Source organism: Bradyrhizobium sp. USDA 4516 (assembly GCF_054055915.1).
The window spans coordinates 8,939,729-8,961,345 of the sequence record NZ_JBSRXT010000001.1 but is presented as its reverse complement, the minus strand read 5'-3'; the positions used below and the strand labels follow the sequence as shown (position 1 = coordinate 8,961,345).

Annotated in this window: 23 protein-coding genes; 19 read left to right on the top strand and 4 right to left on the bottom strand. The window is 61.8% G+C overall.

Annotated elements, in window-relative coordinates; translation table 11 throughout:
• Positions 1-137: 137 nt before the first annotated feature.
• From ACVI1L_RS41655 to ACVI1L_RS41635, 5 genes are all read left to right on the top strand, one after another.
• Entirely contained in the window at positions 138-722 is a 585-nt protein-coding gene (locus ACVI1L_RS41655) for a portal protein (protein ID WP_456785462.1), read from the top strand.
• Positions 650-1,078: a GNAT family N-acetyltransferase gene (locus tag ACVI1L_RS41650; protein WP_057020523.1), complete on the top strand. Its 429-nt coding sequence runs from the start codon at positions 650-652 to the stop codon at positions 1,076-1,078. Before ACVI1L_RS41655 ends, ACVI1L_RS41650 begins: the two co-directional genes overlap by 73 nt.
• Positions 1,079-1,484: 406 nt before the next feature.
• The gene (locus ACVI1L_RS41645) at positions 1,485-2,660 is read left to right on the top strand and encodes an acyl-CoA dehydrogenase family protein (protein ID WP_456785678.1); all 1,176 of its coding nucleotides are present in this window, start codon (positions 1,485-1,487) and stop codon (positions 2,658-2,660) included.
• Positions 2,661-2,670: 10 nt separating this feature from the next.
• A complete protein-coding gene (locus ACVI1L_RS41640) occupies positions 2,671-3,225 on the top strand; it encodes a flavin reductase family protein (RefSeq protein WP_456785461.1) in 555 nt (184 codons plus the stop codon).
• Positions 3,222-3,908: a TetR/AcrR family transcriptional regulator gene (locus ACVI1L_RS41635; protein ID WP_057020520.1), complete on the top strand. Its 687-nt coding sequence runs from the start codon at positions 3,222-3,224 to the stop codon at positions 3,906-3,908. The genes ACVI1L_RS41640 and ACVI1L_RS41635 overlap by 4 nt, the downstream gene beginning before the upstream one ends.
• A 6-nt stretch (positions 3,909-3,914) precedes the next feature.
• On the opposite strand, the gene ACVI1L_RS41630 is transcribed toward ACVI1L_RS41635, so the two are convergent.
• Complete coding sequence (locus ACVI1L_RS41630) at positions 3,915-4,790, bottom strand: polysaccharide deacetylase family protein (protein WP_316398179.1); 876 nt, start codon at positions 4,788-4,790, stop codon at positions 3,915-3,917.
• Positions 4,791-4,802: 12 nt separating this feature from the next.
• Positions 4,803-5,900 carry an LLM class flavin-dependent oxidoreductase gene (locus tag ACVI1L_RS41625; protein WP_456785460.1) on the bottom strand — a complete coding sequence of 366 codons (1,098 nt, stop codon included), beginning with the start codon at positions 5,898-5,900 and terminating at the stop codon, positions 4,803-4,805.
• Positions 5,901-6,069: 169 nt separating this feature from the next.
• On the opposite strand from ACVI1L_RS41625, the gene ACVI1L_RS41620 reads away from it, so the two are divergent.
• The 8 genes from ACVI1L_RS41620 to ACVI1L_RS41585 all read left to right on the top strand — a co-directional run bounded on the left by ACVI1L_RS41620 (position 6,070) and on the right by ACVI1L_RS41585 (position 14,550).
• Positions 6,070-6,951 (top strand): FAD binding domain-containing protein, encoded by an 882-nt coding sequence (locus ACVI1L_RS41620; RefSeq protein WP_057020517.1) that lies wholly within the window; start codon positions 6,070-6,072, stop codon positions 6,949-6,951.
• A complete protein-coding gene (locus ACVI1L_RS41615; RefSeq protein ID WP_057020516.1) occupies positions 6,948-7,433 on the top strand; it encodes a (2Fe-2S)-binding protein in 486 nt (161 codons plus the stop codon). Before ACVI1L_RS41620 ends, ACVI1L_RS41615 begins: the two co-directional genes overlap by 4 nt.
• Positions 7,430-9,820: a xanthine dehydrogenase family protein molybdopterin-binding subunit gene (locus tag ACVI1L_RS41610; RefSeq protein WP_456785459.1), complete on the top strand. Its 2,391-nt coding sequence runs from the start codon at positions 7,430-7,432 to the stop codon at positions 9,818-9,820. Before ACVI1L_RS41615 ends, ACVI1L_RS41610 begins: the two co-directional genes overlap by 4 nt.
• Before the next feature lie 67 nt (positions 9,821-9,887).
• On the top strand, positions 9,888-11,141 hold the full coding sequence (locus ACVI1L_RS41605) for an ABC transporter substrate-binding protein (protein ID WP_456785458.1): 1,254 nt from the start codon (positions 9,888-9,890) through the stop codon (positions 11,139-11,141).
• Between the two features lie 53 nt (positions 11,142-11,194).
• Positions 11,195-12,079: a branched-chain amino acid ABC transporter permease gene (locus ACVI1L_RS41600; protein WP_038377831.1), complete on the top strand. Its 885-nt coding sequence runs from the start codon at positions 11,195-11,197 to the stop codon at positions 12,077-12,079.
• A 9-nt stretch (positions 12,080-12,088) separates the two neighbouring features.
• Entirely contained in the window at positions 12,089-13,075 is a 987-nt protein-coding gene (locus ACVI1L_RS41595; RefSeq protein WP_057020513.1) for a branched-chain amino acid ABC transporter permease, read from the top strand.
• Positions 13,072-13,842, top strand: a complete 771-nt coding sequence (locus ACVI1L_RS41590; protein WP_456785677.1) for an ABC transporter ATP-binding protein — start codon at positions 13,072-13,074, stop codon at positions 13,840-13,842. The genes ACVI1L_RS41595 and ACVI1L_RS41590 overlap by 4 nt, the downstream gene beginning before the upstream one ends.
• Before the next feature lie 3 nt (positions 13,843-13,845).
• Entirely contained in the window at positions 13,846-14,550 is a 705-nt protein-coding gene (locus ACVI1L_RS41585; protein ID WP_310880003.1) for an ABC transporter ATP-binding protein, read from the top strand.
• Between the two features lie 36 nt (positions 14,551-14,586).
• On the opposite strand, the gene ACVI1L_RS41580 is transcribed toward ACVI1L_RS41585, so the two are convergent.
• The gene (locus tag ACVI1L_RS41580; RefSeq protein WP_456785457.1) at positions 14,587-15,735 is read right to left on the bottom strand and encodes a zinc-dependent alcohol dehydrogenase; all 1,149 of its coding nucleotides are present in this window, start codon (positions 15,733-15,735) and stop codon (positions 14,587-14,589) included.
• Between the two features lie 194 nt (positions 15,736-15,929).
• Between ACVI1L_RS41580 and ACVI1L_RS41575 the strand changes: the two genes are divergently transcribed.
• The 5 genes from ACVI1L_RS41575 to ACVI1L_RS41555 are packed head-to-tail and all read left to right on the top strand — an operon-like array spanning position 15,930 to position 20,482.
• A complete protein-coding gene (locus ACVI1L_RS41575; protein ID WP_069275426.1) occupies positions 15,930-16,937 on the top strand; it encodes an ABC transporter substrate-binding protein in 1,008 nt (335 codons plus the stop codon).
• A gap of 38 nt (positions 16,938-16,975) precedes the next feature.
• Positions 16,976-17,791: an ABC transporter permease gene (locus tag ACVI1L_RS41570; protein WP_057020508.1), complete on the top strand. Its 816-nt coding sequence runs from the start codon at positions 16,976-16,978 to the stop codon at positions 17,789-17,791.
• Between the two features lie 4 nt (positions 17,792-17,795).
• Positions 17,796-18,581 carry an ABC transporter permease gene (locus ACVI1L_RS41565; protein WP_456785456.1) on the top strand — a complete coding sequence of 262 codons (786 nt, stop codon included), beginning with the start codon at positions 17,796-17,798 and terminating at the stop codon, positions 18,579-18,581.
• Complete coding sequence (locus ACVI1L_RS41560; RefSeq protein WP_456785455.1) at positions 18,578-19,642, top strand: ABC transporter ATP-binding protein; 1,065 nt, start codon at positions 18,578-18,580, stop codon at positions 19,640-19,642. Before ACVI1L_RS41565 ends, ACVI1L_RS41560 begins: the two co-directional genes overlap by 4 nt.
• A 3-nt stretch (positions 19,643-19,645) precedes the next feature.
• Complete coding sequence (locus ACVI1L_RS41555; protein ID WP_057020505.1) at positions 19,646-20,482, top strand: phosphodiesterase; 837 nt, start codon at positions 19,646-19,648, stop codon at positions 20,480-20,482.
• A 217-nt stretch (positions 20,483-20,699) separates the two neighbouring features.
• Here ACVI1L_RS41555 and ACVI1L_RS41550 read toward each other — a convergent pair whose 3' ends face one another.
• Positions 20,700-20,852, bottom strand: a complete 153-nt coding sequence (locus tag ACVI1L_RS41550; protein WP_225645868.1) for a hypothetical protein — start codon at positions 20,850-20,852, stop codon at positions 20,700-20,702.
• On the opposite strand from ACVI1L_RS41550, the gene ACVI1L_RS41545 reads away from it, so the two are divergent.
• The gene (locus ACVI1L_RS41545) at positions 20,842-21,513 is read left to right on the top strand and encodes a Crp/Fnr family transcriptional regulator (RefSeq protein ID WP_229188843.1); all 672 of its coding nucleotides are present in this window, start codon (positions 20,842-20,844) and stop codon (positions 21,511-21,513) included. The two genes, ACVI1L_RS41550 and ACVI1L_RS41545, sit on opposite strands and share 11 nt — an antisense overlap.
• Positions 21,514-21,617: the final 104 nt, after the last annotated feature.

The following is a 21,617-nucleotide window of genomic DNA, read 5'->3' as shown; positions in this document are numbered from 1 at the left end:
TATTCCGAGTCGGGCGCTAGCGTCGAAAGCGATTTCAAATATCCAGCTTTTCCAATGAGCGCTGTTGCGTGAGGCGATCAGCGTTGGAATGCTGCCCTACTTGCACCCATATACCAAGGCTTTCACGAATGACTAAAATGTCGACGTCCGAGCTCAAGGCGATGCTCGCCTCCGAAAAGGCCGATGCGCTCGCGGCGCTGTCCGCGGCGCGGCTCGCCGAGGAGCGCGCGGACGCAATGGACTATTATCTCGGCGACATGCGTAAGGACATGCCGGCGCAGGACGGCCGCTCGCGCGCGGTCTCGACCGACGTCGCCGACACTATCGAGGGGTTGATGCCCTCGCTGATGGATATCTTCGCCGGCTCCGACGAGGTCGTGCGCTTCGAGCCCGTCGGCCCCGAGGACGAGGCCGCCGCGCAGCAGGAGACCGACTATGTCAATCATGTCTTCATGCAGCAGAATCCGGGTTTCATGACGCTCTATTCCTTCATCAAGGACGCGCTGCTGTTGCCACGGGCTTTCTCGGAGCGGTTTGGTTGGGCGTCAAGGCCACGCTCGGAAAATGACTCGCAGAGCGCGGAGCGGATTGATGTCCTAGGACATGGATCTGGGGCCTTGGCGGACAACAGAATTATTGAGGCGCATAAATGTATCGGATACGCGAGGTCGAAGCCCAGGACGAAGCGGTGGCGGACTCGCTCGCCGAGCTTCATCAGCTGATATTCTGCGACGGGACCCGTGTACCGGACTTCGAGCAAGGATATTGGTGGATTGCGTTCCGTGGAGCGAAGCCAATCGCATTCGCGGGTGTCATTCCTTCAACCTATGTTACAAATGCTGGATATCTGTGCCGCGTTGGCGTCGTGATGCCGCACTGCGGCCACGGCCTGCAGGTGCGGCTTACTCGCGCGCTGGAAGCACGAGCGCGGCGTGCCGGCTGGAAGGCGATCGTTTCGGATACCACCGACAACATCGTCTCGGCCAATAATTTTATCCGGCAGGGGTATCGGCTCTTCGAACCTGTCTCGCCCTGGGCATGGCAGCACACGCTGTACTGGCGGAAGGAGCTCGTCTAAATCCTGCAACGCGGTTCGGGTTGTTGCGAACAATCGATGACGTGGAGCGCCCGGTGGCTTCGGCCACCGGGCTTTTTTGCGTTTCTGGCCATGGATAGCTCCCTTTGGCAAGCCGCGGTCGTAACGGGCATCGAATCTTGGGCGTGGGGATGCTAGAATGCGTCTGTGCAGTGCGAACGAAGCATCGCTGGAAGCGTTTCCTCAAATGGGCGCCCGGCGGCAGTCGTGGATCCTGAGCCTTGAATTGGCGGAATGCAGGCTTGCGCGTCTTGATCTCTGGTGATCGATCGATAAACTGAGTTAACGGCTCGATCGCACGCGCAAACGTCTTGGAGATCGAACGAAGGAAGAGACCATGGTTGAGGTTGGCCGCGGGCTCGACACGAAGGTACAGCCAGGCCCGGATATGGATCGCTATTCGGTCATGGTCGCACGAGCCAGGGGACTTGTTCCGGCTTTGCGCGAGCGGGCATCGCGGACCGAAGAGCTGCGCAGATTGCCGCCGGAGACCGAGCGGGATTTGCTTGATAGCGGCCTTTTCCGGATCCTGCAACCCAAGCGCGTCGGAGGCAGCGAGCTCGACTATGTTGCGCTGGTCGACTGTGCCGATGCCCTCGGGCAGGGAGACGCCTCGGTCTCCTGGAATTTTGCGAACCTTGCAAGTCACCACTGGATGCTGGCTATGTTCGCGCCCGAAGCGCAGAGCGCGGTATGGGGAGAGGATCCGGATGCGCTGATCGCGTCCTCCTTTGTCTTCCCGGCAGGTCGTGCGAGGAAGGCCGGCGGCGGGTATGTTCTGAGTGGTCATTGGCCGTTTTCGTCCGGGGTGGAATCCTGCGAATGGAACATGCTCGGGAGCGTGGTCGCCTCGGATGATGAGGCCGATGGTGTCGAGTATCGGCTATTCCTGTTGAACAGACGGGACTACAGCATCGACGACACCTGGAATGCGGCTGGTTTGCGCGGAACGGGATCGAACGACGTGCGGGTAACCGACGCATTCGTTCCCGAGCATATGACGGTTGCCGTCAGCGATCTTGCGGGAGGTGCGACGCCGGGCAGTATCGTCAATCCGAATGCGCTCTACATGCTTCCGGTCTTTTCGTTGTTTCCCTATGTGTTGTCCGGGGTTGGTTTGGGAAATGCGCAAGCTTGCCTTGATGACTATGTCGAGATCGCGCGACACCGCGCTTCGACATATAACCGGGCCAGGATCGGGGACCTGCAAAGCACACAGATCAAGATCGCCGAAGCGTCGGCGAAGATAGATGCCGCGCGGCTGATCATGCGCACCAACTGCGTTGAGACGCTTGCGGAGGTCCGGCGTGGCGATATCCCGGGCATTGCAGCGAAGACGAAGCTTCGGCGCGACGGTGCGTTCGCGGTCAATTTGTGCACCGAGGCGGTGTCTCTTCTATTTGCGGCGGGCGGCGCACGCAGCCTGTTCACCTCGGGAGCGTTGCAGCGCCAATTCCGCGACGCGCATGCGGTGAATTCGCATCTCGCGTTCAATTTCGACGCGGCGGGCACCAATTACGGGCGGGTGGCTCTTGGGCTGCCGTCTGAAAACCTGACGCTTTGAGGTAAGCCGGATGTCCGACTCGCCCAAACATCCGCTGGATCCCGCCAGTGAGCTCGCAAGCGATAGTTCGTCGATCGATCCCCGTGATTTCCGCAATGCGCTCGGTACGTTCGCAACAGGTGTGACGATAGTCACCGCGATGTCGGCTGAAGGAAGGCCGTATGGAATTACTTGTAATTCCTTTGCATCGGTGTCGCTCAACCCGCCATTGGTGTTGTGGAGCCTGGGCATGTTTTCGCAGGGGCTGCCGATCTTCCAGAATGCCAGCCATTTTACGGTCAACGTTCTGGACGCGTCGCAGCAGGCGCTGGCGATGCAGTTTGCCAGATCGTCAGATGACAAGTTCGCGGGTGTGAGCTGGACGCCGGGTCTCGGGAATGCTCCCGTGCTTGCCGATGTGGTCGCGAATTTCCAATGCCGTGCCGCCAACCGCTACTATGGCGGGGATCACGTCATTTTCCTGGGCGCGGTGGAAGCCTACGCCTATAACCGGAACAGTCCGCTGTTGTTCGCGCGCGGAGGTTTTGGCCGGTTCCAGGCTGACGGTGGTGACAAGACATCATGAATCGAAAAACGCCCGTCAAGCGTGTTCGTGCCAAGCAGAGGCGACTATCAGCTGTCGATCGTCGCAGTGAATTCGTTACCAAGGCAACCGAACTATTTGCGGAGGAGGGATTTGGCGGCGGCACGCGCGCCCTTGCTCACAAGCTCGGCGTGACGCAGCCGCTGCTTTACCGCTACTTTCCGAGCAAGGACGATCTCATCAAGGAGGTCTACCGCAAGGTATATCTCGAGCCGCTTGAAATCGGCTGGGAGAAGGTGCTCTCGGACCGGTCACGTCCGCTCCGCGTGCGGCTCCAGGAATTTTACGAAATCTATACCGACGCGATCTTCAATCGAAGATGGCTCCGGATCTATCTCTACTCCGGCCTGAAGGGCCTCGATATCAATCGCTGGTATGTTGGCATGGTCAAGGACAAGATCCTGACGCGCATTCTCAGGGAATGCCGCCACGACGCCGGCCTCGCGACGCAAGGCAGGCCCAGCGCCGCAGAACTCGAGTTGGCCTGGGTGTTTCACGGCGGCATCTTCTATTATGGCGTACGCAAGTACATCTACGAAGCGCCTGTCCTCGAGGACAAGGCGCAGATGATCAGTGATGCGCTGGATATCTTCCTCGCGGGATTTGAGAGGATGGCCGAGAGCGCGACCGATCGTCGACGGGCGCCGATCAAGGTCGTCGGCTGACACGCGCTACATTGTCGCCATCTGACCCCGATACCAATCCCCGATCTCGCTTGCCGTCATGAGGGCGACGCCGTCATGGCCGATGACGTAGTCGAGCAGGGCCTCCAGGTACTTGATACGGTGCGGCACGCCCGTGATGTAGGGATGCACCGAGATGGCCATGATCCGCGCATTCTCTGCGCCCTCAAGGTACAGCCGATCGAACTGGTCAGTGCAGCGCGTCAGGAACTGTTCCGACGGAAGGTGTTGCAGCGCGTGAATGACGATGTCGTTGGTCTCGACCGAATAGGGAATCGTCGTCACGGTGCCGTGCGGCGTGGCGATGTCCTGGGGGAGATCGTCAATCACCCAATCGGCCACGTATTCGATCCCGTTGAGGCGCAGGAGATCGAGCGTTTCTTCGGTTTCGGTCAGGCCCGGGCTTTCCCATGATCGCGGCGGCTTGCCGGTAAATCCAGCAATCGTGTCGACCGCGCGCTTGATTGCGTCCGCCTGGTTCTCGACCTTGTGCATCGGGCCCTGAACAAACCCGTGTCCCATGAATTCGAATCCCGCCTCGCGCGCCGCCGACGCCACACGCGGATAGCTGTTGCAGACGTTGGCGTTCGCAGCCAGCGTCACCGGTATCTTTCGATCGGTGAGGGCTTTGAACTGTCGCCAGAAGCCGGCGCGCATGCCGTACTCATGCCACGACCAGTTCGGCACGTCGGGCAGCAGGGGCTGGCCCATCGGTGGGCTCAGCACGGTGCGTGGCATCGCATTCTCGATGCGCCATTCCTCGACATTGAGGATAACCCACACGGCAAGCTTCTTGCCGTCAGGTAATGTCAGTTTCGGTCGGTCGACCTGCGCCTGGTACGGAATGCGATCAGTAAAGGCCATGTCGAACCTCCTTCACGTCGATGATCCGGCAGCGGTGGCATTGATCCGCGGCAGGACCTTCTCGGCCATCAGGATCATCGATTGACGGCCAAGCTCGCGGTCTTTCCAATCCTTGCCGGCGTAAAGCAGGGTTCCAAAGGTGCCAATCTCTTCCTGGAACGCCAGCAACTGGTCAGCCACGCTTTCGGGCGTGCCGTAGATGATCAATTTGTCGCAGATCGATTCCAGTGTGACCTCAGCGTCGGCTTGATCCCGTCGCGTCTTGAACAACTCGAGCCGGCCGCTGCGCTTCAGCTTCGCGAACAACTGGTGATAATAGTACGCGTACGGACTGTCGGGCGACGTGGCATAGGCCTTCGCGGTCGCTGCATCCCTTGCCACGAACACGCTCTTGGCGACACGCCAATTGGCAGGCTCGGCTGCCCGGTTCACGCGCGCGCAACCCTCGACATATTTCGGCCAGTGACTCTTCACCCAGGCCGGCATCAGGAAGTTGGCCGAGATCGGATCCCAGCCGCGCGCCGCCGCCTCCGTGACGCCCTTTGAGAATGGCGCAACCGCGGTCACCACGATTGGCGGGTGAGGGGCCTGCAAGGGGCGAGCGACGATTCCCTGGCCGATATCCTCGATCAAAGTCCTTTTGACCGAAATGTTCCAATATTTGCCCTGCAAATCATAGGGCGGCTTACCGGCCCAGATATCAAGAACCTGATTGATGGCCTCGAGGAACATGGCATTACGGTCGGCATCGAGATTGCCGAAAACCTCCGCGTCGGACAGCAATCCACCAGGACTGATTCCAAGTATGAAACGGCCGTCAAGCATGTGATCAAGCATGGCGACAGCCGCTGCGACTGCTGCCGGATGCGTGTTTGGCATGTTGACGGTGCCGGTTCCAAGCTTGATCTGCTTGGTTGCGGCTGCGAGCCAGGCAATGAAGGCGATGCTGGAGGTGATGTTCTCGGCCTTGTCGGTGACGTGCTCGCCGACATACGCCTCGGTGAAGCCGAGCTCGTCCGCGAGTAGAAAAGCCTCGCGATCCTCCCGGAGCGATTGCCGCCAATCCTTGTCGAGAGGATGGATCGGCATCGTAAAAAAACCGAGCTTCATGATCCGCCTCCCCGCGACTTGAACTTTTGGTGGCAAGGAACCTGCGGCCTTCCCGAGGCGAAGACAAGCCCTGCCGCACAAATAATCACTCGATAAACAAGCTTGACCTTTGAAGAGGGCGGCCCTCTAATCGGGCAAACCAAAATTGGGCCCGGGAGGCCACGCCCACATGAAAGCCGCGGCTTTCGCCTACGCCCGCGCGACCAGCGTCGTGAACGCGCTGGAGTTGCTCGCCAAGCACGGCGACAAGGCGAAGGTTCTGTCGGGTGGTCAGAGCCTGATGCCGGCGATGAACCTGCGGCTCCTATCTCCGGACATTCTGGTCGATATCGGCGGCCTCGCCGAGTTGCGCGGCATCACCGTGAGGGGAGACGTGCTGGTCATTGGCGCGCTGACCCGGCACGTCGATCTGCTCAGATCGCCGGAGGTTGCACTGCACGCGCAGCTGTTGCGCGATGCCGTTGCCCACGTTGCCCATCCCGCAATTCGCAATCGCGGAACGATCGGCGGTAGCCTCGCTCACGCCGATCCTGCCTCGGAGCTGCCGGCCTGTGTTGTGGCGCTTGACGCCACGATCGTTGTTCGGGGCTCGGCCGGCGAACGCCGGATTACTGCGACGGAGTTTTTCAAGGGAATCTACGAAACGGCGCTGCTGCCGGACGAGTTGCTTGTCGCGGTCGAGGTGCCGGTCGCAGGCCAAGGCTCGACATTTTTCTTTCAGGAATTCGCCCGGCGGCATGGCGACTACGCTGTCGTTGGTCTCGCCGCCCGTGCTGTTGTTGCAGCCGGCGGGTTCTCAGCCCTTCGGCTCGGCTTCTTTGCTGTTGGCGATCGGCCATTGCTCGCAGCGGCGGCCGGCAAACTGATCGATGCCACGGTAACTCCCGCCTTGCTCGCAGAGGCGGCGGCCGCATTGGCCGATGAACTCGATCCACAGGAGGACCAGCAGGCGACCGCGGCCATGCGTCGACACCTCGCGACGGTCTTGCTCCGGCGCTGCGTGGCAGCATTGCTCGCACGGCCAGAACTGGAAACGGGAGTCGGCAAGTGAACGCTCCGGTGCCGGTCTCGCTTCTGGTCAACGGCGAACCCATCAACGCCTTCGTCTTGCCGCGGCTCAATCTTGCTGATTTCCTCCGGGAAAATCTCAAACTGACCGGAACCCACGTTGGGTGCGAGCACGGCGTTTGCGGTGCCTGCACGGTCCGACTCGATGGCGAGATCGTTCGCTCCTGTCTGATGCTGACGGTCCAGGCGCAGGGCGCGTCAGTTGAGACAATCGAGGGGCTGTCTGACAGCGGTGAAATAGCCGATCTTCAGGCGGCATTTCGCGAACGCAATGCATTGCAGTGTGGCTATTGCACGCCTGGGATGCTGATCACGGCGCAGGACCTGCTGAAGCACGTGTCCGTGCCTGATCGTCGAGCAATCCGCGAGCATCTTTCCGGCAACTATTGCCGCTGCACGGGCTATCAGGCCATTGTGGATGCGGTTGAGGCGACAGCCATCACGCGCGCGGAGCGGGGCGTATGACGGTGACGCGGGCGCCAGCAGACGCGCTTTCGGTGCTTGATCGCCCGAATTCCTACATCGGCAAGACCGTACCGCGGCCGAACCTCGACAGGTTGCTGCAGGGGCGGGGCCAATATGTCAGTGATCTCGAATTGCCGCGGATGGCGCATGTGGTTTTTCTACGGTCGCCACATGCCCACGCCAAAATCGCAGCGATCGACGCCGACGCGGCAAGGCGCATGCCCGGTGTCGTTTCCATCGTCACGGGTCGTGAACTTGAAGCGGTCATCACGCCGTGGGTCGGGGTGCTCTCGCACCTGAAGGGACTCAAGTCAGCGCCGCAGCACGCGATCGCGGTCGACCGCGTGTGCTGGCAGGGCGAGGCTGTTGCAGCGATTGTGGCTGCCAGCCGTGCTGCAGCCGAAGATGCCATGGAGCATATTTCGGTCGACTACGAGGAGCTCGAGGCGGTCACGGACATGCGTGCTGCGCTCGATCCGGCAGTTCCCGTCATTCACGCTGCGCTCGGCGACAATCTTGCCTTTGAGCGGACGCTCGACGCCGGCGACGTCGATCGTGCATTGTCGGGGTCCGAACTCGTTGAGGCCGACTTCGTATTCGGGCGCCACACCGGCGTGACACTTGAACCGCGGGCCGTCGTTGCCGATTGGAATGCGGCCGAGGCACGGCTCACGATCTATCAGGGCACGCAGGCGCCCCATATGGTGCAGAACATCGCGGCGCTGCATCTTGGGTTAAGGGAAGCGCAGGTCCGGGTGGTCTGCAAGGATGTCGGCGGCTCGTTCGGCATCAAGGTCCATATCTACGCCGACGAAATGGCGACCTACGCGCTGTCCAAGCTGTTGCGCCGGCCAGTCAAGTTCGTGGCGGACCGCGTCGAGAGTTTCAACACGGACATCCACGCCCGCGATCATCGATGCAGGGGGCGGATCGGCGTCAGGCCGGACGGCACCATCACAGCCTTCGAGATCGACGACCTGACGGGGATCGGCCCGTATTCGATGTATCCGCGCACCAGCGCCATCGAGGCAAATCAGGTGGTCAATCTGGTCGGTGGGCCCTATGCCACGGCGAACTATCGGGCGCGGGCGCGCGTCGTTTTCCAGAACAAGAACGTGATGTGCCAGTACCGGGCGGTCGGACACCCGATCGCCTGTTCGGTCACCGAAGGCTTGGTCGATCTGGCGGCAGCGAAGATCGGCATGGACCCCGTCGAAATCCGGCGGCGCAATCTGATCGCCGACGATGCCTATCCGTGTGCATCACCCTCGGGCATGAAGTTCGAGCAGCTCTCGCATCACGCCTCGTTGACCAAGCTGCTTCAGATGATGGATTATGACGCGTTGCGCGCTGAGCAAGCGGCCTTGCGCGCCAGAAACGTCCATCGCGGCATCGGAATCGCGAGCTTCATCGAGGTGACCAATCCCAGCGCTGCCTTCTATGGCGTGGGCGGCGCGAAAATCTCGTCGCAGGATGGCGTTGCAGTCCGGCTCGACGCGCAAGGGTCGGTGATCTGCCAGACCAGTATCACGGAACAGGGGCAAGGGTCGGAATCGCTGACGGCCCAGATCGTCGGCAGCGTGCTTGGCGTTTCGATGGAACGCGTTCGCGTCATCCTGGGCGACACCGACAACACGCCCTATGGCGGTGGCACCTGGGCCTCGCGCGGTGCCGGCATCGGTGGCGAAGCTGCATTGCAGGCAGCCAAGGGTCTGCGAGAGAACATTCTGAACGTCGCCGCGGCCATCCTGCAATCGACGCTGGACGGGCTCGATATCGTCAACAACACGATCGTCAATGCCGACGACGGCGCGCCGCGCATCGAACTGAACGAGCTGGCGCGGATCGTCTATTTTCGGCCCGACACCCTGCCGCCCGGCATCCAGCCCGAATTGATGGCGACCCGGCATTTCGTTCCGCGCCAGTATCCCTTTGCGTTCACCAATGGCGTTCAGGCCTCATGGCTTGAGGTCGATACCGGGACCGGGTTCGTTAAGCTGCTGAAGCATTGGGTTGTCGAAGACTGCGGCACCATCATCAACCCGCAACTGGTCGACGAGCAGATCCGGGGCGGGGTCGTGCAGGGGCTCGGCGCGGCGCTATTCGAGAAGTGCATCTACGACGAACGCGGTCAGCTGACCAATGCCAATATGGCGGACTATCTGGTCCCGATGTCCGGGGAGATGCCCGATATCGAGGTCGGCCACGTGGTGTCTCCGACGCAGGAATCGGAGCTGGGAGCCAAAGGGGCAGGGGAGGCGGGGACGGCCGGCGCGGCAGCGGCGGTTGCCAACGCGGTCAATGACGCGCTCCGGCCGTTTGGCGCAACAATTACCGAGATTCCGCTCACGCCTCAGGTTATCCTGACCGCCTTGGGACGGATCTGAGCGGAGACGTTCCGGGCAACGATAATACGATAAGCAAAGCGCAGACAGTTCTTGGGGAGGAATAGTCATGACGAAGAAGGTCACCAAAGCTGGATCGATATCACGGCGTCGTCTGCTGACGACGGCAAGCGCCGGCGCCGTTCTCGCCGTCTCGCCTTTTCGCATCAATCTGCTTCGGGCCCAGGATGCGCCCATCAAGATCGGCTTCCCGGTTCCTTTGACCGGTCCATACGGCGCCGAGGCCCAGGATCAGGTGCGGGCGGGTCAGCTTGCTGTCGCCCAGTTCAATGATGCTGGCGGCCTCCACGGCCGCAAGGCCGAACTCGTCGTGCGTGACGACAAGCTGAATCCCGGTGAGGCCGCGACACGGACCCTGGAATTGGTCGAGAAGGAAAAGGTGAATTTCGTCGTCGGCAGTCTGTCCGCGGCGGTTCAGCTCGCGATCAACAACGTCACCAAGGAGCGCGGCGTCATCTTCAATTCGATTAGCCAGTCCGACGCCATCAACGAGGCGGCAGATTTCAGCAAATACACGTTTCACGAAGCGCTGAACCCGCACATGACGTCAGGGGCGGTCGGTCGCTACGCCTTCACCAAATTCGGCAAGAAGGTGGCGTTCCTCACGGCGGACTATGCTTACGGTCACGAGATGGTTCGCGGCTTTCTCGAGGTCGGCAAGGAATTCAACATCGAGAATCTCGGTGACATCCGCCATCCGTTAGGAACGACTGATTTCTCGACCCTGCTGCCACGTCTCCAGGCGCTGAAGCCCGATATTCTATGCATCAGCAATTTCGGCCGGGACCAGCAAATCGCACTGAAACAGGCAACCGACTTCGGCATCAAGAAATCGATCCAGATCATCGCGCCGCTGCTGTCGCATGCCAGTCGCGTTGCGGCGGGCCCCCAGGCATTCGAAGGCGTCGTCGGGGGCTGCTCGTTCTTCTGGGGCATCGAGGACAAGTTCGCCTCGACCAAGGCGTTCAACGACGCGTTCCGCAAGATGTATGACGGCAAGTTGCCTACCGACTACGGTGCGCTCGGCTATGGCGGTGTTCGGACGGTGCTCGAGGCGGTCAAGGGTGCGGGCAGCGTGGAGACCGACAAGGTCGTCGCGGCGTTGGTGGCTCTGAAGTACGACTACTACAAGGGGCCGCAATACTATCGCAAATGCGATCACCAGTCGGTGCAATCGGTGCTCGTAATCAAGTCGAAGTCCAAGGACATGAAGAACGAGTCCGACGTCTTCGAGGTTCTATCGACCGAAGAGCCTAACGAGAAGAACCTGCGTAGCTGCGACGCGCTTGGCCACAAGAGCTGAGCCATGCGCCGACGCGCACCGCGGGGCGGTGCGCGTCGCGCTGAGGGGGACAAATGGCGGGCCTGAGCTTTGACCTGATTGCACTGCAACTATTCGCCGGGCTGGCGCTTGGTGCCATCTACGTGCTGTTTGCGATCGGCCTCTCGCTGATCTTCGGGATGTTGACCGTCGTCAACTTCGCCCATGGCGCCTTCTACATGGTCGGCGCCTATGTCGGGCTGTACCTGATCTCGATCGGCGGCAATTTCTGGCTCTGCTTGCTGGCGGTACCGCTTCTGATCGGGCTGTTCGGCCTTGCCGTCGAGCGCGTGCTGATCCGGCCGCTCTACGGTCGCGGCATCGATTATCCGCTGCTGCTGACCTTCGGGCTGAGCTACGTCATGGTCGAATGCGTACGCATTGCGTTCGGCAAGACCGGTTATCCCTTCGATACGCCCGAGCTTCTGCAGGGGGCTGTCAACATCGGTGTTGGATATTTTCCGCTCTACCGCTTGTTCGTGATCGGCGCGACGGCCGTCGTCTTGTTGGCGCTCTGGCTGTTTCTGGAAAAAACCAGCTTCGGACTCATTATCCGCGCCGGCGCGCGCGATCCGCAAATCGTCCGCGTCCTTGGGGTCGACGTTTCCAGGGTCTGGTTGATCGTGTTCGGGATAGGCACCGCGATTGCTGGCTTTGCCGGGCTGTTGGCTGCGCCGCTTCAAGGCGTCATTCCCGAGATGGGCGGCACGATTCTCGCCGAGGCTTTCGTGGTGACGGTCGTAGGAGGTATGGGTTCGATCGGTGGCGCCGTACTGGCGGGCCTCCTCGTCGGTGTGGTGGTCAGCATGACCTCGCTGTTTGCGCCCGAGATGGCCAAGGTCTCGATCTTTGCCCTGATGGCGATCGTCCTGATCGTTCGTCCCCAAGGCTTCTTCGGCCGCGCCGGATTGATGAGCTGAGAGCCAAGGATGACCGGAGCCACCGAATCCGTCAAACAACCACATGCCACGACGGGCAGTTGGTACGAATTCGCAACGCGCCATCGCGCCAGCATTGTGGCCGCGGCGATCCTGATTTTCCCGTTGGTGATGCCGTTCACGGCCCTCGCGGTGAACATCCTGATCTATGGATTGTACGCCGTCGGCTTCAACCTCGTGTTTGGTTATCTCGGTCTGCTGTCGTTTGGTCACGCGGCGCTGTTCGGAACCGGCGCCTACCTCTGTGGCATCGCCATCGTGCATTTTGGCTGGCCATGGTATGCGGCCATCGCGGCCGGGATCGCCGGCGGCCTGTTGATGGCTTCGTTGATTGGCGTACTCGCGATCAGGACCCGCGGCATCTACTTCGCGATGGTGACGATGGCGCTGTCGCAATGTGTCTACTACCTGTTCTATCAGGCGGTTGACCTGACCGGTGGCGAAAACGGCCTCCGCGGCATCAACGTCCGCACCATCGATCTGTTCGGCTTGCGGCTCGACTTCATCAATCCGATGATCCGTTACTATGTTATCGCCGCCTTCGTGATTGCCGCTTTTTTCGTGATGTCGCGCATTCTTGCCTCGCCATTTGGCGCCGTCATTGAGGCCGTGCGGGAGAATGAGATGCGCGCCCGCGCGTCAGGCTATGACGTAACCAAGACCCGATTGCTGACCTTCGTTTTGTCTGGCGGCTTCTGCGGTCTCGCGGGAGCCTTGCAGGCGCTGCATCTGTCGATCGTTCCGATCGAGATCCTGCACTACGAGACGTCGGGCCTGGTCGTGATGATCGCATTGCTGGGCGGTATGGGAACATTCTTCGGACCAATGATCGGCGCCGCCGTCTTCCTGGTCCTGGAGAACGTGGTCTCGGTGTGGACGGTTCACTGGCAACTGATCGTTGGCGCCATTTTCATTGCCTGCGTGCTGTTCTTCCCCGCCGGCATCTGGGGCACACTGATCGCGCGAGGCAGGCGATGAGCGCCGCGGAAGGCCAAACCAAGGAAATCATTCTGCGCACCAGGGGCGTCGGCAAGACGTTCGGGAAGTATGTTGCGCTGAACGATATTTCGGCGGAGTTTTCCCGAGGAGCGATCACCTCCATTATTGGTCCGAACGGGGCCGGCAAGAGCACCTATTTCAATTTGCTGTGCGGCGCGTTTGCGCCCACTAAAGGCAGCGTTGAATTCGAGGGGAAGGATGTCACCGGCCTGCCGCAGCACCGCTTTGCGCATATGGGCATCGCAAAGTCCTTTCAAATCACCAGCGTGTTTCCGCAGCTCACGACCCGTGAAAACATCCGCGTCGGTCTGCAGGCGCTGGTGTCGAGATACGATATCTGGCGTCCCCGCGCGCGCCTGACCGAGCTGGTCGAGCGGGCGGACGAGCTGCTTGCCCTGGTCGGATTGTGGGAATCTCGCGAACGTGCCGCCAAGACGCTGGCCCATGGCGAGCAGCGGGCGCTGGAAATCGGCATGGCACTTGCGAGCCAACCCCGGTTGCTGTTGCTGGACGAGCCGACGGCCGGCATGAGCCCGGAGGAAACCCGGACCATGATGGATCTGATCGTGAAGCTCGCAAAGGAGCGTACGGTCATCCTCGTCGAGCACAAGATGAAGCTGGTGCTCGGGATCAGCGATCGCATCCTCGTGCTGCATCACGGAGAACTCCTCGCCGAAGGAACGCCGCAGGAGGTCCGGCAGAACGAGGCGGTGAAGCGGGTCTATCTCGGCCAGCGGGAGCATTGACGAATGCTGCAGATCGGCAAGCTCAATGCCTGGTACGGTGCAAGTCACGCGCTGCAGGACATCACTCTTGACGTGACCAAAGGCGAGATCGTCTGCCTGATCGGCCGCAATGGAGCCGGCAAGACAACGACGCTGAAATCGATCATGGGGTTGATGGGACGAACGCGCGGCTCGGTCACCTTCAAGGGCAAGGAGCTGCTGAGCCGGCCGGCGCATGTGCGCTTCGCGCTGGGACTTGCCTATGTTCCCGAAGAGCGGCGGATTGTGCAGGGATTGTCGGTCCGGGAAAATTTGCGGCTCGGGCTGGTGGCGTCGCCGGCGAAGAAGCGGGAAGCCGAGCTGATCGACGAGATCGCGATGATATTCCCGCGGCTGGCCGAGCGCATGGACCAGGAGGCGGTCACGATGTCCGGCGGCGAGCAGCAGATGCTGGCGATCGCGCGGGCGATGATCGCAAAGCCCGACCTGATCATGCTGGATGAGCCTTCGGAGGGCATCATGCCGGTCCTGGTCGACGAGATGTTCGAGCTATTCCGCAACATGAAGGCGCAGGGAACGACGGTGCTGCTGGTTGAGCAGAATGTCGAGCTCGCGCTTGGCATCGCCGATCGTGCCTACGTCCTTGATCAGGGGGCGGTGGTGCACCAGGCGTCGGCGCAGGCCCTGCTGGCCGACGACGAGATCAAGGAACGATATTGTTCGGTGTGAACGGGCTGTCCGGTCTCCCGCCGGCGCGAACGGACCTCACTCCGCAGCGCGCGCGATCGCGTCGGCCTTGCGAGTGGTGACGACGACCTTGATCGCGTCATCCACGCGATCCCGTGCATATCTGAGCGCCGTCGGCAGGTCTTCCAGCGGAAACGTATGCGTGTGGATCCTCGTCGCGTCGAACCGCTTCGCCGCCATCAATTCCATGGCGCGGTGAGTGGCGCTGCGGCCCTCGCCGCGGATCCCGTAAGCATAGATGTTGTTTCGCACGAGATGCGCGATGTCCAGCGTCGCAGCCTCGTGCGGGAAGGCGGCCAGACAAATCTTGCCGCCACGATTGGTCATGTGGATGGCCTGGTTGAGTGTCGCTTCGGTGCCGGCACATTCGACGACATAGTCCGCACCGATCCCCCCTGTTAGTTGCTTTACGACCTCAACGGCGTCTTCGTCGTTGATGTTGATGACGCGGTCGGCCCCCAGTTCCTGGCCGATCGCCAGCCGCTTGTTGCGCGTGCCGGTCAAAATCACCGGACTTGCGCCAAGCGCCTTGGCCACAGCAACTGCGAGAAGTCCGATCGGCCCCGGGCCGATCACCACGACGCTCTCGCCGGCCACCAATCCTCCCAATTCCGTCAAGCCGTACATCGACGTGCCCGCGGTCACCACGAGCGTCGCCTCCGCGTCGCTCATGCTATCCGGTACACGCGCCAGCGTATTGATGTGGTTGACCGCGTACTCCGCGAATCCGCCGTCGGTCGTAAAACCATTGGCGCGGTGGCCCTTCTCCGGCTTTCCATAGTTGAGACAGGACGTGTACATGCCCTGGCAGCGTTTGCATTGACCGCAGCCGGCGTGGATTTCGACGCTGACCCGCTCACCGATCCTGAATTCGTCAACGTCCGGCCCGAGTGCGGCGACCGTGCCCATGTACTCGTGCCCCGGCGTAAAGTTCTTGTTGAAGGGCAGGCCGCCCTGAATGCTTGCCGGCGACCCGGCATGGATAATTTCGAGATCGGTGGCGCAGATCGCAACCGCGTCGATGCGCACCAGCACCTCGGCACGCGAGGGGACCGGCGTCGGCTTTTCGCGAAGCAGGAGCTGGCCGGGGTCACCAAGGACCCAGGCTGTCATCAGGCCGGGAACGGGCAGATCGGGCGATGTGCTGACGCCGGGCGGCTGGTACATGGGCGCTTCCTCTTTTGGCTCGCAGCCTAGCGCGAAACGACGGGCTGCCGTGAGCGCCCGATGGTCGGCATCGGGGCCGTTGCATTTGCTGCACGGCAGCAAGCGCGTCGCAAAACATTCATACGCGGCCTATACTTGGTCGCCCGGTTGATGTTGAAATCCTCATTGCATCCTCTCCCAGACCGGAGCCTCCCATGAAGACCGTCCGCCTTGTCCTTGCGTTGCTGGCGCTGATGCTGATCGCGCCGTGGCAATCCGCCAGGGCGGCCGACGTGATCTGCTACAATTGCCCGCCGGAATGGGCGGATTGGGCGTCGATGCTGAAGGCGATCAAGGCGGATCTCAACTACGATATCCCGCACGACAACAAGAATTCCGGTCAGGCACTGGCCCAGATCCTGGCCGAGAAGAGCAATCCGGTCGGCGATATCGGCTATTTCGGCGTGACTTTCGGCATGAAGGCCAAAGCGCAGGACGCGCTCGAGCCTTACAAGCCGGCGCATTGGGATCAGGTCCCGGCTGGCCTCAAGGACGCGGATGGCTACTGGACCACGATCCACTCCGGCACGCTCGGCCTGTTCGTGAACAAGGATGCGCTTGGCGGCAAGCCGGTGCCGGCCTGCTGGAAGGATCTCCTGAAGCCCGACTACAAGGGGATGGTCGGCTATCTCGATCCGTCGTCGGCGGCGGTCGGCTATGTCGGCGCGGTCGCCGTCAATCTGGCGCTCGGCGGCTCGCCAGGCAACTTCGATCCGGCGATCAGCTTCTTCAAGGAGCTGCGCAAGAACGATCCTATCGTACCCAAGCAGACGTCGTATGCCCGCGTCGTCTCCGGTGAGATGCCGATCCTGTTCGACTACGACTTCAATGCCTATCGTGCGAAATATTCGGAGAAGGGCAACTTCGAGTTTGTGATTCCCTGCGAGGGATCGGTGGTGTTTCCCTATGTCGTTGGTCTCGTGAAGAACGCGCCCGACAAGGAGAAGGCCAAGAAGGTGATGGACTATCTCTTGTCCGACAAAGGGCAGGCGATCTGGACCAATGCCTATCTGCGTCCGGCCCGTCCGATCGAGCTGCCGGCTTCCGTGAAGGGGAAATTCCTCCCCGACAGCGACTACGCCCGCGCCAAGAGCGTCGACTGGGGCGAGATGGAAAACGTGCAAAAAGCCTTCGTCGACCGCTATCTCGCCGAGGTTCGCTGAGGCAATATGGTGCCCTTCGCCGGGGCACCATTCTTCCGATGTCGCAAAAATCCTTCGTTTGGCTTTGCCTGCTGCCGCTCGCGGTCGTGACCACGGCATTCTTCCTGCTGCCGATGGCACGGCTGGTGGTTGCGGGCGCCGAAGGACCGCACGGGCTCGCCGAATATCTCGCCATCCTGACCGAAGCTCGTTATCGCGCGACGCTGATCAATACTGTGTTGCTGGCGGCGGCAACGACGGTCGTCACGCTGATCGTGGCGACGATTGCCGGAATGTTTCTGCAGCGGCACCGCTTTCCAGGGCGGGCCGTGCTGATCGCGACGCTGACTTTTCCGCTGGCGTTTCCCGGCGTGGTGGTCGGCTTCATGATCATTCTGTTGGCCGGGCGGCAGGGGCTGATCGGCGATCTGTCGAACCGGATCTTCGGCGAGAAATTCGTCTTCGCCTATTCGATCTACGGGTTGTTCCTCGGCTATCTCTACTTCTCGATCCCGCGCGTGATCCTCACCATCATGGCGGCCGTGCAAAAGCTCGATGTCGGTCTGGAGGAAGCCGCGCGTTCGCTCGGCGCCAGCCCCTGGGCGGTCCAGCGTGACGTCGTGCTGCCCGCGCTCGCGCCGGCCTTCGTTGCGTCCGGCGCGATCGCATTTGCGACCGCGATGGGGGCCTTCGGGACTGCGTTTACGCTGGCGACGAATATCGATGTGCTTCCGATGCTGATCTATACCGAGTTCACGCTGGCCGCCAATTTCGCGACCTCGGCCGCGCTGTCGGTGGGACTTGGCCTGATCACCTGGCTCATCCTCGCGCTCGCCCGCTCGTTCAGCGGTAGCGCGGTCGCGGCGGCCGGGTGAACGCATGCGCGATCGCTTGATCTTCGGCGGCCAGTTCATCTTCACGCTGCTCGTTGCCGCCTTCCTGGTGGTCCCCGCGGGTTTGTCGATCTCCGCCGGCGTCACCGTGAACTACTTCCGGGGCATCCAATCCGGCGTGACCCTGCAATGGGTCGCGCAGGTCTGGGAGCTCTATGCCGGCACCATCCTGCTCTCCTTCGTGATCGCATTCGCGACCCTTGCCGTCACGCTGCTCGCCGGCGTTCCCGCAGCCTATGCGCTGCATGCGCGGGGAGGCCGGCTTGCGCGCATCGTCGAGGAGATCATTACGCTGCCCTTGGCGATCCCCGGACTTGCGATTGCGCTTGCACTGCTGCTCGCCTATGGCAGCTTCGGCGACTTTCGCCGTTCCTGGCTGTTCATCCTGGTCGGCCACGTGATCTTCACTATGCCGTTCATGGTGCGGTCGGTGATGGCGGTGTTCGCAACCGTGGACATCAAGACGCTGGATGAGGGGGCGGCTTCGCTGGGGGCGTCGCCATGGCGACGCTTCCGCGACGTCATCGTGCCGAACGCACTGCCGGGAATTCTCGCCGGCGCGTTGATGGTGGTCACGCTGTCGCTCGGCGAATTCAACCTGACCTGGATGCTGCATACGCCGTTGACGAAGACACTGCCGATCGGGCTCGCCGACAGCTACGCCTCGATGCGGCTCGAGGTGGCGTCGGCCTATACGTTGATCTTCTTCGTGATGATCATTCCGCTGCTGGTCGCGATGCAGCTGCTGGCCGACAGGGATCACAAGCGATGAGCACGGCCGGGCATGGCGCAGCGGTGCGGATCGAGGCGTGCGGCAAGACCTTTGCCGACGGCACGCGCGCGCTCGATCCCGCAACCCTCGACATTGCGCGCGGCGAGACGCTGGTGCTGCTTGGGCCGTCCGGCTGCGGCAAGACCACGATGCTGCGCATCATCGCAGGGCTCGAGCTGCCGGATGTCGGCGGCAAGGTCCTGTTCGACGGCAAGGACATGACCTCGGTCCCGATCGAGCGGCGCAATGTCGGGATGGTGTTCCAGTCCTACGCCCTGTTCCCCAACATGACGGTGGCGGACAATATCGCCTACGGGCTGAAGATCCGTGGTGTTGCCAGGGGCGAGCGTGCCGCACGCGTCGCCGAGCTGGTTGCTCTGACGAACATCACGGGATTGGAGAATCGCCGCATCGACCAGCTTTCGGGCGGCCAGCGTCAGCGCGTCGCACTGGCACGTGCCGTCGCGATCCGGCCCGGGATTTTGCTGCTCGACGAGCCCTTGACCGCGCTCGACGCCGCGCTGCGGGACCGGCTGCGCGGCGAGCTCAACCGGCTGTTGCGCGCGCTTGGGATCACGACGATCTATGTCACCCACGATCAGGCCGAAGCCATGGAATTGGGCGACCGGATTGTCGTGATGCGGAAAGGCGCAATCGCCCAGATCGGCACGCCGCGCGAGGTCTACTTCGCGCCGAAGGACCGGTTTGTGGCGGAGTTCATCGGAGCGGCGAACATTGTCGAGGCTCCGATCGAGAACGGCGTGTTGATCCTGCCCGGCGGGCGACTGCCGATCGAGGGTGGCGCGACGACCGCGAACGCGACCGTCATGATCCGCCCTGAAACCATTCGCGTGACGGAGGCGGGCGAGGGGATACTCTCGGGAATCGTCGATTCCGTCAGCTTCATCGGCGACCGGCAGCGGCTCGTCGTGAGTGATGCATCGAGCAAGCCGCTCAATGTCGACGCTCCCAACACGATTCAAGCCAGGATCGGCGATCGTGTCGGGCTTTCGATTGCGCCCGACGCTGTCCGTCTGCTTTCCTCCGAACCACGAGATTGATCGATGCCGTCGAAACCGGTCCTCATCGCCCAGATTTCCGACCTCCACATCAAGCCGCCGGGAGCGTTGGCCTATGGCCGGGTCGATACCGCGAAGGCGCTTGAACGCTGCGTGGCCGCGCTCGGCGCATTCGAGCCGGCGCCTGATTTCGTCGTCATCTCGGGTGACCTTGTCGATACGCCGTCGGTCGAGGAATACGACTATCTCAAACGACTGCTCGCGCCGCTGCGCGTTCCGTTTGCCGGAATTCCCGGCAATCACGACTCGCGTGCGTGGATGCGCGCCGCGTTTCCTGCCGCACCCTATGTTCACGCGACAGGCCCGCTCGACCAGCAGATCGAGGTGAATGGCCTCGATCTGCTGCTGCTTGACTCAAGCGTTGCCGGGAAGCCTCATGGCATGCTCGAACCGTCGACGCTGCAATGGCTGGACGCGACACTGGCGGCAGCAGACCGGCCCGCGCTGCTTTTCCTGCATCACCCGCCGTTCAAGGGCGGTATCTGGCACATGGACCGCCAGGACCTTTTCAATGCCGCAGAACTGGCAGCAATCATCAGGCGTCACCCGCGGGCGCGTTTGATCGGCTGCGGGCATGTGCATCGTGCCATGCTGACTTCCTTCGCCGGGATTCCCGTGACATTGTGCCCCGCGCCGAACCATGCGGTCGACCTTGACCTCGGACAGCTCCGCGAGCCATCGTTCAAGGTGGAACCGCCGGCGTTTCACGTGCACACGTGGTTTTCCGGGCCGGATTTTGGACAGTTGGTCACGCACCAGGTCCCGATCGGTCAGTTTGACGGGCCGCATCCGTTCTTTGGGCCAGACGGCAAGCTGCTGTGAGTTGGCCGCGTTGACCCCTCGTACAGACGGATCCACCAGGCGAGATTGTTGCGGATCGGCCGAGCATGTCAGATCAAGGGCAGCCCGCAGCTGCAATTGAGCGTTGCATCGACGCAGATTTATTCCAAATTGTACCTTGGATGCCTTCTGTCCCAACTGCGCGGGCCCGGACCTTTGTTGCTGTAGGGCCCCGGGGGGGCTATACTTCCGTCTGCTTTCATTGATCGATGGCTTTGTCGGCGTCCGCTGTGCTGGCGGGCCGATTGAACGCAACACAATCAGTCTGGATCACGATGACCGGTGCGTCGCCCATAGAACGAACTTCCGGCGCGCCGTTGTTTTCGAACAACAAGCTGTCGGTGTTGCGCAAGCATCCCTATTTCGCCGATCTCGAGCCCGAGGCATTCGATCAGCTCTGCCGCTACGCCAAGCACACCACGCTGAAGCGGGGCACGACGATCTTTTCCAAGGGCGATCCGGGCACCAGCCTGATTGCGGTGATCTCGGGCACGGTCAAGATCAGCATCTCGTCGCCGGATGGTCGCAACGCGATTTTGAACCTGATCGAGGCCGGAGAGATATTCGGCGAGATCGCGCTGCTCGACGGCTTGTCGCGGACGGCCGATGCCACCGCCAACACCAATTGCGAGCTGTTCGTCATTGACCGGCGCGAGTTCATTCCGTTCGTGCGCAGCCAGCCGACGCTTGCGATGAAGTTCATCGAGCTGCTTTGTGAAAGACTGCGCCGGACCAGCGATCAGGTCGAGCAGGTCATCCTGCAGAACTTGCCCGGCCGTTTGGCCAGCGCGCTGCTGCGCCTGAGCGACAAGCACAAGCCGCAAGGACGCACCATCTCGATCACCCAGCAGGAGATCAGCGAGATGGTCGGGATGACGCGCGAGAGCATCAACAAGCAGCTCCGCGCGTGGGCGATACGCGGTTGGGTCAGGCTCGAGCATGGCGCGATCGTCGTGCTGAAGCCGGAGACGCTCCAGGAACTGGTCGACGCCGGGGCGAACGACGGCGAGTAGTCGCGCCGGCTGCCCGGTTGGTCGCGCATTTCACGAAACGGTGAGCTGAACAAGGCCTGTGAAGCCATTCACATCGGCCTTGCGTGCGCTGCGGTAAGTGACGC

What these genes read in the sequence shown, in the direction of transcription:
- ACVI1L_RS41645 (WP_456785678.1), top strand. Translation starts at nt 1,485, where the DNA reads ATGGATCGCTATTCGGTCATGGTCGCACGAGCCAGGGGACTTGTTCCG.
- ACVI1L_RS41620 (WP_057020517.1), top strand. Translation starts at nt 6,070, where the DNA reads ATGAAAGCCGCGGCTTTCGCCTACGCCCGCGCGACCAGCGTCGTGAAC.
- ACVI1L_RS41610 (WP_456785459.1), top strand. Translation starts at nt 7,430, where the DNA reads ATGACGGTGACGCGGGCGCCAGCAGACGCGCTTTCGGTGCTTGATCGC.
- ACVI1L_RS41605 (WP_456785458.1), top strand. Translation starts at nt 9,888, where the DNA reads ATGACGAAGAAGGTCACCAAAGCTGGATCGATATCACGGCGTCGTCTG.
- ACVI1L_RS41655 (WP_456785462.1), top strand. Translation starts at nt 138, where the DNA reads ATGTCGACGTCCGAGCTCAAGGCGATGCTCGCCTCCGAAAAGGCCGAT.
- ACVI1L_RS41555 (WP_057020505.1), top strand. Translation starts at nt 19,646, where the DNA reads ATGCCGTCGAAACCGGTCCTCATCGCCCAGATTTCCGACCTCCACATC.
- ACVI1L_RS41575 (WP_069275426.1), top strand. Translation starts at nt 15,930, where the DNA reads ATGAAGACCGTCCGCCTTGTCCTTGCGTTGCTGGCGCTGATGCTGATC.
- ACVI1L_RS41585 (WP_310880003.1), top strand. Translation starts at nt 13,846, where the DNA reads ATGCTGCAGATCGGCAAGCTCAATGCCTGGTACGGTGCAAGTCACGCG.
- ACVI1L_RS41560 (WP_456785455.1), top strand. Translation starts at nt 18,578, where the DNA reads ATGAGCACGGCCGGGCATGGCGCAGCGGTGCGGATCGAGGCGTGCGGC.
- ACVI1L_RS41650 (WP_057020523.1), top strand. Translation starts at nt 650, where the DNA reads ATGTATCGGATACGCGAGGTCGAAGCCCAGGACGAAGCGGTGGCGGAC.
- ACVI1L_RS41565 (WP_456785456.1), top strand. Translation starts at nt 17,796, where the DNA reads ATGCGCGATCGCTTGATCTTCGGCGGCCAGTTCATCTTCACGCTGCTC.
- ACVI1L_RS41595 (WP_057020513.1), top strand. Translation starts at nt 12,089, where the DNA reads ATGACCGGAGCCACCGAATCCGTCAAACAACCACATGCCACGACGGGC.
- ACVI1L_RS41625 (WP_456785460.1), bottom strand. Translation starts at nt 5,900, where the DNA reads ATGAAGCTCGGTTTTTTTACGATGCCGATCCATCCTCTCGACAAGGAT.
- ACVI1L_RS41570 (WP_057020508.1), top strand. Translation starts at nt 16,976, where the DNA reads ATGTCGCAAAAATCCTTCGTTTGGCTTTGCCTGCTGCCGCTCGCGGTC.
- ACVI1L_RS41635 (WP_057020520.1), top strand. Translation starts at nt 3,222, where the DNA reads ATGAATCGAAAAACGCCCGTCAAGCGTGTTCGTGCCAAGCAGAGGCGA.
- ACVI1L_RS41580 (WP_456785457.1), bottom strand. Translation starts at nt 15,735, where the DNA reads ATGTACCAGCCGCCCGGCGTCAGCACATCGCCCGATCTGCCCGTTCCC.
- ACVI1L_RS41640 (WP_456785461.1), top strand. Translation starts at nt 2,671, where the DNA reads ATGTCCGACTCGCCCAAACATCCGCTGGATCCCGCCAGTGAGCTCGCA.
- ACVI1L_RS41590 (WP_456785677.1), top strand. Translation starts at nt 13,072, where the DNA reads ATGAGCGCCGCGGAAGGCCAAACCAAGGAAATCATTCTGCGCACCAGG.
- ACVI1L_RS41600 (WP_038377831.1), top strand. Translation starts at nt 11,195, where the DNA reads ATGGCGGGCCTGAGCTTTGACCTGATTGCACTGCAACTATTCGCCGGG.
- ACVI1L_RS41630 (WP_316398179.1), bottom strand. Translation starts at nt 4,790, where the DNA reads ATGGCCTTTACTGATCGCATTCCGTACCAGGCGCAGGTCGACCGACCG.